Source organism: Curtobacterium sp. MCPF17_011 (assembly GCF_003234145.1).
Classification (GTDB): domain Bacteria; phylum Actinomycetota; class Actinomycetes; order Actinomycetales; family Microbacteriaceae; genus Curtobacterium.
In genome coordinates this window covers 25,640-32,813 of record NZ_QKSK01000018.1, presented here as the reverse complement: position 1 = coordinate 32,813, position 7,174 = coordinate 25,640, and the positions used below count along the sequence as shown (strand labels likewise).

Sequence of the window (7,174 nt, the reverse complement as noted above, 5' to 3'; positions counted from 1 at the left end):
TCATGACCCGACCAGCCGAAACCGATCGAGCACGAGGTCAATAAAATTGGCATTGACAATGTGCACGCTGTTGAGTTCTCAAGGACCAGACGCACTCCCCACACAACACCAACACGATGTCACGCCAGAGAGGCTGTCGTTCTCGAACCCACCGGATGACCGACACGAAGTCGACACCGGATCGATGGGGGTGGTTGCTGGAGGCGGACCCCGTCCGGACTGCATCTCCGGGCTGTTCACCCGGTGACCGTCTCGGCCGTTCCGTTCCGCCTCAGCGGCAACGAGTGATTACTTTACACACGGTCCGAGGGCCTGCCAACCAGGTCCGATCCCGGGCGTGTCGTGCCATCGGACCATGCCGCGTACCGACGTCACCAGGCCGGCCCCGAGACGGACGGAAGCCCGACACCATGACGGTGTCGGGCCTCCAGAGCGGTGCGGGGCGCTCAGTGCCGGGCGATGACCGGGTTGCGGAGCGAACCGATGCCGGAGATCGTAACTTCCACCACCTCGCCGTCCCGGATCTGCCCGACGCCGGCGGGGGTCCCGGTGAGGATGACGTCGCCGGGCAGCAACGTCCAGATCGACGAGATGAACTCGATGAGCGTCGGGATGTCGTGGATCATCTCGTTCGTCGAGGCTGCCTGGCGGAGGTCGCCGTCGACGCGCGTCTCGAGCCGGATGTCGGACGGGTCGATCTCCGTCTCGATGACCGGGCCGAGCGGGCAGAACGTGTCGAACCCCTTCGCTCGTGCCCACTGACCGTCGCGAGCCTGCAGGTCACGCGCGGTCACGTCGTTCGCGATCGTGTACCCGAGGATCACGCTCGCGAAGTCCTCCTTCGCCACGTTCTTGGCGAGGGAGCCGATCACGATGGCCAGTTCGCCCTCGTGGTCGACGCGGCCGATGTCGGCTGGCAGACGGATCGGGTCCTCGGGGCCGATCACCGAGGTGTTCGGCTTGAGGAACACGACCGGGTCGTCCGCGGTGTGCTCCTCCATCTCCGAGACGTGCTCGGCGTAGTTGAGGCCGACCCCGATCACCTTCGACCGCGGGATGACGGGGGCGAGCAGCTTCGCGTCCTTCAGGGACACCCGCTCCCCCGTCGTCTCGAAGCCCTGGTACATCGGGTCGCCGGCGAGCACCACCAGTGCGCGCTCGTCGAGGATGCCGTAGCGGGGGTCCTCCCCCTCGGTGCTGAACCGTGCGATCTTCACGGGTCGACCCTACTCAGCGCTCGGCGTCGGGTCCGTGAGCCGGACCATCCAGCCGTGCGGGTCGGGGCGGCGGCCGTACTGGATGTCGGTGAGTTCCTCGCGCAGGGACATCGTCAGTTCGCCGGCGCCCGACGTCGGCGAACCGATGGTGAACCCCTCACCTCGCAGCTCCGCGATCGGTGTGACGACGGCCGCGGTCCCACAGGCGAAGGCCTCGGTGATGGTGCCGTCGGCGACACCGTCCCGCCACTCCGCGAGGGACACCGCACGACGTTCCACGCTGAGGCCGCGGTCGAGTGCGAGCTGCAGGATCGAGTCCCGGGTGATGCCCTCGAGGATCGAGTCCGAGTCCGGCGTGACGAGCGTGCCGTCGGAGCGCACCAGGACGACGTTCATGCCGCCGAGCTCCTCCAGGTACTCGCCCTTCTCGGAGTCCAGGAACATCACCTGCTGGCAACCGTGTTCGTACGCCTCCTGCTGCGGCAGCAACGACGCCGCGTAGTTGCCACCGGTCTTCGCGGCTCCGGTGCCGCCCCGGGCGGCGCGGGCGTACTGCGTCGAGAGCCAGATCGACACCGGCTTCGGGCCGGACGTGAAGTACGGGCCCGCCGGACTCGCGATGCAGTGGTACTGCACCTCGTTCGCAGCACGGACACCGAGGAACGACTCGGTCGCGATCATGAAGGGGCGGAGGTACAGGCTCGTCTCCGGAGCGGACGGCACCCAGTCCTGGTCCGCCGCGACGAGCCGGCGGATCGACTCGACGAACACCGATTCGGGCAGCTCCGGCAGCGCGAGCCGACGGGCGGAGCGGGCGAACCGACGGGCGTTCGCGTCCGGACGGAACGCCCAGATGGAACCGTCGGCGTGCCGGTAGGCCTTCATGCCCTCGAAGATCTCCTGCGCGTAGTGCAGGACACTCGCACTCGGATCCAGGGAGAGCGGTCCGTACGCGTGGACCGAGGCGTCGTGCCAGCCGTCGTCGATCGTCCACTCCACCGAGGCCATGTGGTCCGTGAAGTGCTTGCCGAACCCGGGGTCGGCGAGGATCTCCTCGCGCTCGGCGGCGGCACGGCGCTCCGGGGACGGGGTCGTCGAGAAGTCGAGGGCGAAGTCGGTGTCGGTGGTCTCGGTGGTGCTGTCGCTCATGCGGGTGGCTCCTGTCAGGCCGTGGTGGTGCGTGCGGCTGCCGCGGCTCCGGCGATGGCGTCGCCGATCTGGGCCGTGGACCGTCGGGTGGTGCCCCGGCTGGCGAGGTCGGCCTCCACCGCGCGGGTCACCGCGCCCGCCAGGTCCGCCCGGCCGACGTGGTCGAGCAGCAGGGCGACCGAGAGGACCGCGGCGGTGGGGTCGGCGGACTGCTGGCCGGCGATGTCCGGTGCGGACCCGTGGACCGGCTCGAACATGCTGGGGAAGGTGCCGTCGGGGTTGAGGTTGCCGGAGGCCGCGAGGCCGATGCCACCGCTGATGGCGCCGGCGAGGTCGGTGATGATGTCGCCGAAGAGGTTGTCGGTGACGATGACGTCGAACCGGGAGGGCTCGCGCACCATGTGGATGGTGACCGCGTCCACGTGCTGGTAGTCGACCGCCACCTCCGGGTACTCGGCACCGACCGCGGCGACGGTCCGCTGCCAGAGCGAGCCGGCGTGCACCAGGACGTTGCTCTTGTGCACCAGGGTCAGGTGCTTCCGCGGGCGCCGCATCGCGAGGTCGAAGGCGTACCGCACGACCCGTTCGACACCGTGCGCGGTGTTGAGCGAGACCTCGGTGGCGATCTCGTGCGGGGTGGCGACCCGGATGGCGCCGCCGTTGCCGACGTACGGGCCCTCGGTTCCCTCGCGGACGACGACGAAGTCCACCTCGCCCGGGTCGGCGAGGGGCGAACCGACCGCCGCGTGCACCTTGGTCGGCCGCAGGTTGACGTAGTGGTCGAACGCGAACCGCAGCTTCAGCAGCAGGCCGCGCTCGATGATGCCCCCGGCGAGGCGCGGGTCACGAGGGTCACCGCCGACGGCGCCGAGCAGGATCGCGTCATGTCCCGCCAGCGCCGCCAGGTCGTCGTCGGTGAGGATGTCCCCGGTCGCCAGGAAGCGCTCGGCTCCCAGCGAGAACGGGGTCTCCTGCACGTCGAGGTCACCGTCGGTCACCGCGTGCAGGACCTTCAGTGCTTCGTCCACGACCTCCGGGCCGATGCCGTCGCCACGGATGACGGCCAACCTGAGCGTCTGCGACATGAGGGTCTCCTAGAGCGTGATGTCGATCTCACGCAGCGAGGCTGCGTCGATCGTCGAGCGGACGTGCTCGAGGACGTCGTCCGGCACCGGCGAGTCGACGGTCAGCACGCTGAGCGCCTCACCGCCGGCGGACTGACGGGCGATCTGCATCGCGGCGATGTTGATCCCCGCCTCACCGAACTCCTTGCCGTAGACCGCGACGATGCCCGGACGGTCCGTGTACGCCATCACGACGTGGTGCTTGTCGAGGGCGACCTCGACGTCGTACCCGTTGATCTCGACGAGCTTCTCGACCTGCTTCGGGCCGGTGAGGGTGCCCGAGACGCTGATCGCCGGGCCGTCCGACTGGGCACCGCGGATCGTGAGGAGGTTGCGGTACTCGGGGCTGTCCGCGTCGGTGATGAGCCGGACGGTGACACCGCGCTGCTCGGCGATGAGCGGCGCGTTGACGTAGGACACCTGATCGCTGACGACGTCGGTGAACACGCCCTTCAGCGCCGCGAGCTTCAGCACGCTGACGTCGTACGCGGCGAGCTCGCCGTGCACCTCGACGTCGATGCTCGTCACGGGCGAGGTCGCCATGGCCGTGAAGACCTGGCCGAGCTTCTCGACCAGCGGGATGCCCGGGCGGACGTACGGGTCGATGACACCACCGGCGACGTTGACCGCGTCGGGGACGAGCTCGCCGCCGAGCGCGAGGCGGACCGACTTGGCGACGGCGACACCGGCCTTCTCCTGCGCTTCGTCGGTGGAGGCACCGAGGTGCGGGGTCACGACGACGTTCGGCAGGGACACGAGCGCCGAGTCCTTCGGCGGCTCGGACACGAACACGTCGAGACCGGCGCCGGCGATGGTGTTCGACGTCAGCGCCCGGTGCAGCGCGTCCTCGTCGATGAGCCCGCCGCGGGCGACGTTCACGACGAAGGCGGTCGGCTTCATCAGCGCGAACTGCTCGTCGGAGATCATGCCCACCGTCTCGGGTGTCTTCGGCATGTGGATCGTGGTGAAGTCCGCGCGCCGGAGCAGGTCCTCGAGCGAGACGAGTTCGACGCCGAGCTGCTGGGCGCGGGCCGAGGTCACGTAGGGGTCGTACGCGATGACCGAGACGCCGAACGCCTGCAGACGCTGGGTGATCAGGGCACCGATGCGGCCGAGGCCGATGATGCCGACCGTCTTCTCGTAGAGCTCGACACCGGTGTACGACGACCGCTTCCAGGCACCGGCAGCCAGCGACGCGTGCGCTGCCGGGATGTGGCGGGCGAGCGACAGGATGTGCCCGACCGTCAGCTCGGCCGCGGAGATGATGTTGGACGTCGGCGCGTTGACGACCATCACGCCGGCGGTCGTCGCCGCCTTGATGTCGACGTTGTCGAGGCCGACGCCGGCACGGGCGATGACCTTGAGCTCCGGGGCCGCGGCGATCGCCTCGGCGTCGACCTTGGTCGCGGAGCGCACCAGGATCGCGTGCGCGTCGGACAACGCCGCGAGCAGCGCTGGACGGTCGGTACCGTCCACGTTCCTGATCTCGAAGTCGGGCCCGAGGGCGTCGACGGTGGCGGGCGAGAGTTCTTCGGCGATCAAGACGACCGGCTTCGACACGACTGCGGTTCCTCACACGAGACGGGTGGTGTACCACCACCCTACCGACGGCCGGACCCGGTTACGACGCCGGGAGCGGGTCAGAGCTCGACGAGGCTCGGCACGTAGAGCTGCAGCGTGAGCCACAGCGCCCCCGCGGCGGCGAAGGCGACGACGAGCACCGCGACGGTCATGACCGCCGTCGACCGTCGGGTCACCCACACGCCGACCGCGTACGCGAGTGGCGGGATGAGGACGTCGAGGACCAGCCACACCCACGGCACGGATCGCTGCAGGGACGCTCCACCGGCGGACCCGACGAACTCGTTGAACTTCTGCAGCTTGTCGGTGATCACCACGAAGTTGCCGACGCTCTGCGCGGTCATGTAGGCGAACAGCGCCGCGAAGAACACCCAGACGACGATCCGTCCGACCAGTGCTCCTGGGGTGCGGGACCCGCCAGCGGGGCGCTCGACGGCGCTCACCCGAAGCTCCGCGTCATCAGGAACGGCCACGGGAACAGGACGACGGCGCCGAGCAGCATCCAGAGCAACCGCGTGCGCGTGCTGCGGGTGCGGGCGACCCAGATCACCACGGCGAACCAGAGCGCCGGCGCGACGATGGCCAGGAAACGGAGCAGCGTGACGAAGCCGGACAGCACCGCGTCGGTCGTCGACAGGTAGCTGGTCGAGGCCGTGAGCAGCCACGCGACGGTGTAGAGCAGGTACAGCCCGCCGAAGACACCGAACCCGATGAGCGCCCCGGACGTCTCCGGCGCGTCGGGATCACGGGAGTCCCGTTCCTTGACGGCGATCGGGTTGCGCGCGGCGTCGACGTGCGTCGCGTCCTCGGCGTCATCCCACGACAGGGCGGCGTCGTCGTCGGGTTCGCGCGCCTCGGTCATGCCGTCGATCCTACGAGGGTCGCCGCTCATGCCTGCGCGGGCTGGGTCTCGAGGACACCGGCGACGACGTCGCGGACGGCCGGGAACAGCGGATGGCCCTCCATGAGTCCGGTCAGGATCTCGGTCAGGGCGTGCGCGGTGGCACCGGAGCGGAGCAGGGCGTGCAGCTCGATCGACTCGGGGTCGTCCTGGTCGTCGAACTCCAGCGCGACGCGGACCGCACCGATGAGGTGGTCGACGGGCAGGCCGCGCTCGGCGAGCTGCGCGGCCGGGCCGATGAAGCGCTCACGACGACCGAGCTTGCGGAGCGGGTTGCGACCGACACGACGGGTGGTGTCGGGCAGGAGCGGGTTCGCGATGCGGGTCAGGTTCGCCGCGACGTAGCGGGCGTGGTCCGCCGGGTCGAAGCCGTGCTTCGCGACGAGCAGCGCGGTCGTCTCCGCGAGCACCCCGTCGACCTCAGCCCGCACGTCGGGGTCCTGCAGGGCCTCCCGGATGAGCCCGATGCCGCGGACCCAGCCGTGGTACGCGGCGGCTCCGTGCGCCGTGTTGACGGTGTAGAGCTTCCGCTCCACGAACGGCTGCAGGTCGTCGACCCAGGTCACGCCGTCGATGACGGGAGGCTCGGAGCCGGTCCCGGCGAACGGCGTGCGCTCGATGACCCACTCGTAGAACGGTTCGAGGACGACGTCGAGGCCGCCGGACTGTCCGAGCACCCCGGACTGGTCGGGGACGATGCGGTCGATCGCGCAGTTGGCGAAGACGGCGGCGATGTCGCGGTCCTCGAGGATCGGCGCGCGTCGGATGCTGGCGTGCAGCGAGTCGGTGGCGTTGAAGGCGTTCTCGCAGGCCACGATCGTGACGTCGCCGCGGTCGATCGGGCGTGCGGCCAGCCCCTCCGCGATGAGCGGCGCCACGAGGGGCAGGGTGCGCGCGCCGACGGCCGTCGTGACGACGTCGGCGTCGGCGATCGCCTGCACGACGCGGTCACGGTCGGTCTTGCTGTTCAGCGCACGGAACCCGTGGACCAGGTGCTCGACGGGCATCTCACCGACCTCGTGCACCACGAACCGGCCGGCTTCGTTGAGGGCGGAGACCACACGCTCGTCGACGTCGACGAAGGTGAGGTCGTAGCCGCTCGCCACGAGGAACTGGCCCACGAACCCGCGCCCGATCTTGCCGGCGCCGATGTGGACCGCTCGTCTCGTCACCGCCATCGAACGATCATCCCATGCTCGACG

At 69.7% G+C, this 7,174-nt stretch carries 7 protein-coding genes; all 7 read right to left on the bottom strand.

Annotated elements, in window-relative coordinates; all coding sequences use genetic code 11:
• Nucleotides 1-446: 446 nt before the first annotated feature.
• Nucleotides 447-1,217: a fumarylacetoacetate hydrolase family protein gene (locus DEJ25_RS15950; protein WP_111045298.1), complete on the bottom strand. Its 771-nt coding sequence runs from the start codon at nucleotides 1,215-1,217 to the stop codon at nucleotides 447-449.
• A 9-nt stretch (nucleotides 1,218-1,226) separates the two neighbouring features.
• Nucleotides 1,227-2,366 carry a branched-chain amino acid aminotransferase gene (locus DEJ25_RS15945; protein ID WP_111045297.1) on the bottom strand — a complete coding sequence of 380 codons (1,140 nt, stop codon included), beginning with the start codon at nucleotides 2,364-2,366 and terminating at the stop codon, nucleotides 1,227-1,229.
• Between the two features lie 14 nt (nucleotides 2,367-2,380).
• The gene (locus DEJ25_RS15940; protein WP_110904685.1) at nucleotides 2,381-3,451 is read right to left on the bottom strand and encodes a 3-isopropylmalate dehydrogenase; all 1,071 of its coding nucleotides are present in this window, start codon (nucleotides 3,449-3,451) and stop codon (nucleotides 2,381-2,383) included.
• Between the two features lie 9 nt (nucleotides 3,452-3,460).
• Nucleotides 3,461-5,050 carry a phosphoglycerate dehydrogenase gene (serA, locus tag DEJ25_RS15935; protein ID WP_111045296.1) on the bottom strand — a complete coding sequence of 530 codons (1,590 nt, stop codon included), beginning with the start codon at nucleotides 5,048-5,050 and terminating at the stop codon, nucleotides 3,461-3,463.
• 80 nt (nucleotides 5,051-5,130) lie between these two features.
• Nucleotides 5,131-5,514, bottom strand: coding sequence for a hypothetical protein (locus tag DEJ25_RS15930; RefSeq protein ID WP_111045295.1), 384 nt, complete (start codon nucleotides 5,512-5,514; stop codon nucleotides 5,131-5,133).
• Nucleotides 5,511-5,933 (bottom strand): hypothetical protein, encoded by a 423-nt coding sequence (locus DEJ25_RS15925; protein WP_111045294.1) that lies wholly within the window; start codon nucleotides 5,931-5,933, stop codon nucleotides 5,511-5,513. The genes DEJ25_RS15930 and DEJ25_RS15925 overlap by 4 nt, the downstream gene beginning before the upstream one ends.
• Nucleotides 5,934-5,959: 26 nt before the next feature.
• On the bottom strand, nucleotides 5,960-7,150 hold the full coding sequence (locus DEJ25_RS15920) for a mannitol-1-phosphate 5-dehydrogenase (RefSeq protein WP_111045293.1): 1,191 nt from the start codon (nucleotides 7,148-7,150) through the stop codon (nucleotides 5,960-5,962).
• Between the last annotated feature and the right edge of the window lie 24 nt (nucleotides 7,151-7,174).

Excerpts from the sequence above, each read along its gene's own strand:
- DEJ25_RS15945 (WP_111045297.1), bottom strand. The coding sequence starts at position 2,366 with ATGAGCGACAGCACCACCGAGACCACCGACACCGACTTCGCCCTCGAC.
- DEJ25_RS15940 (WP_110904685.1), bottom strand. The coding sequence starts at position 3,451 with ATGTCGCAGACGCTCAGGTTGGCCGTCATCCGTGGCGACGGCATCGGC.
- DEJ25_RS15925 (WP_111045294.1), bottom strand. The coding sequence starts at position 5,933 with ATGACCGAGGCGCGCGAACCCGACGACGACGCCGCCCTGTCGTGGGAT.
- DEJ25_RS15920 (WP_111045293.1), bottom strand. The coding sequence starts at position 7,150 with ATGGCGGTGACGAGACGAGCGGTCCACATCGGCGCCGGCAAGATCGGG.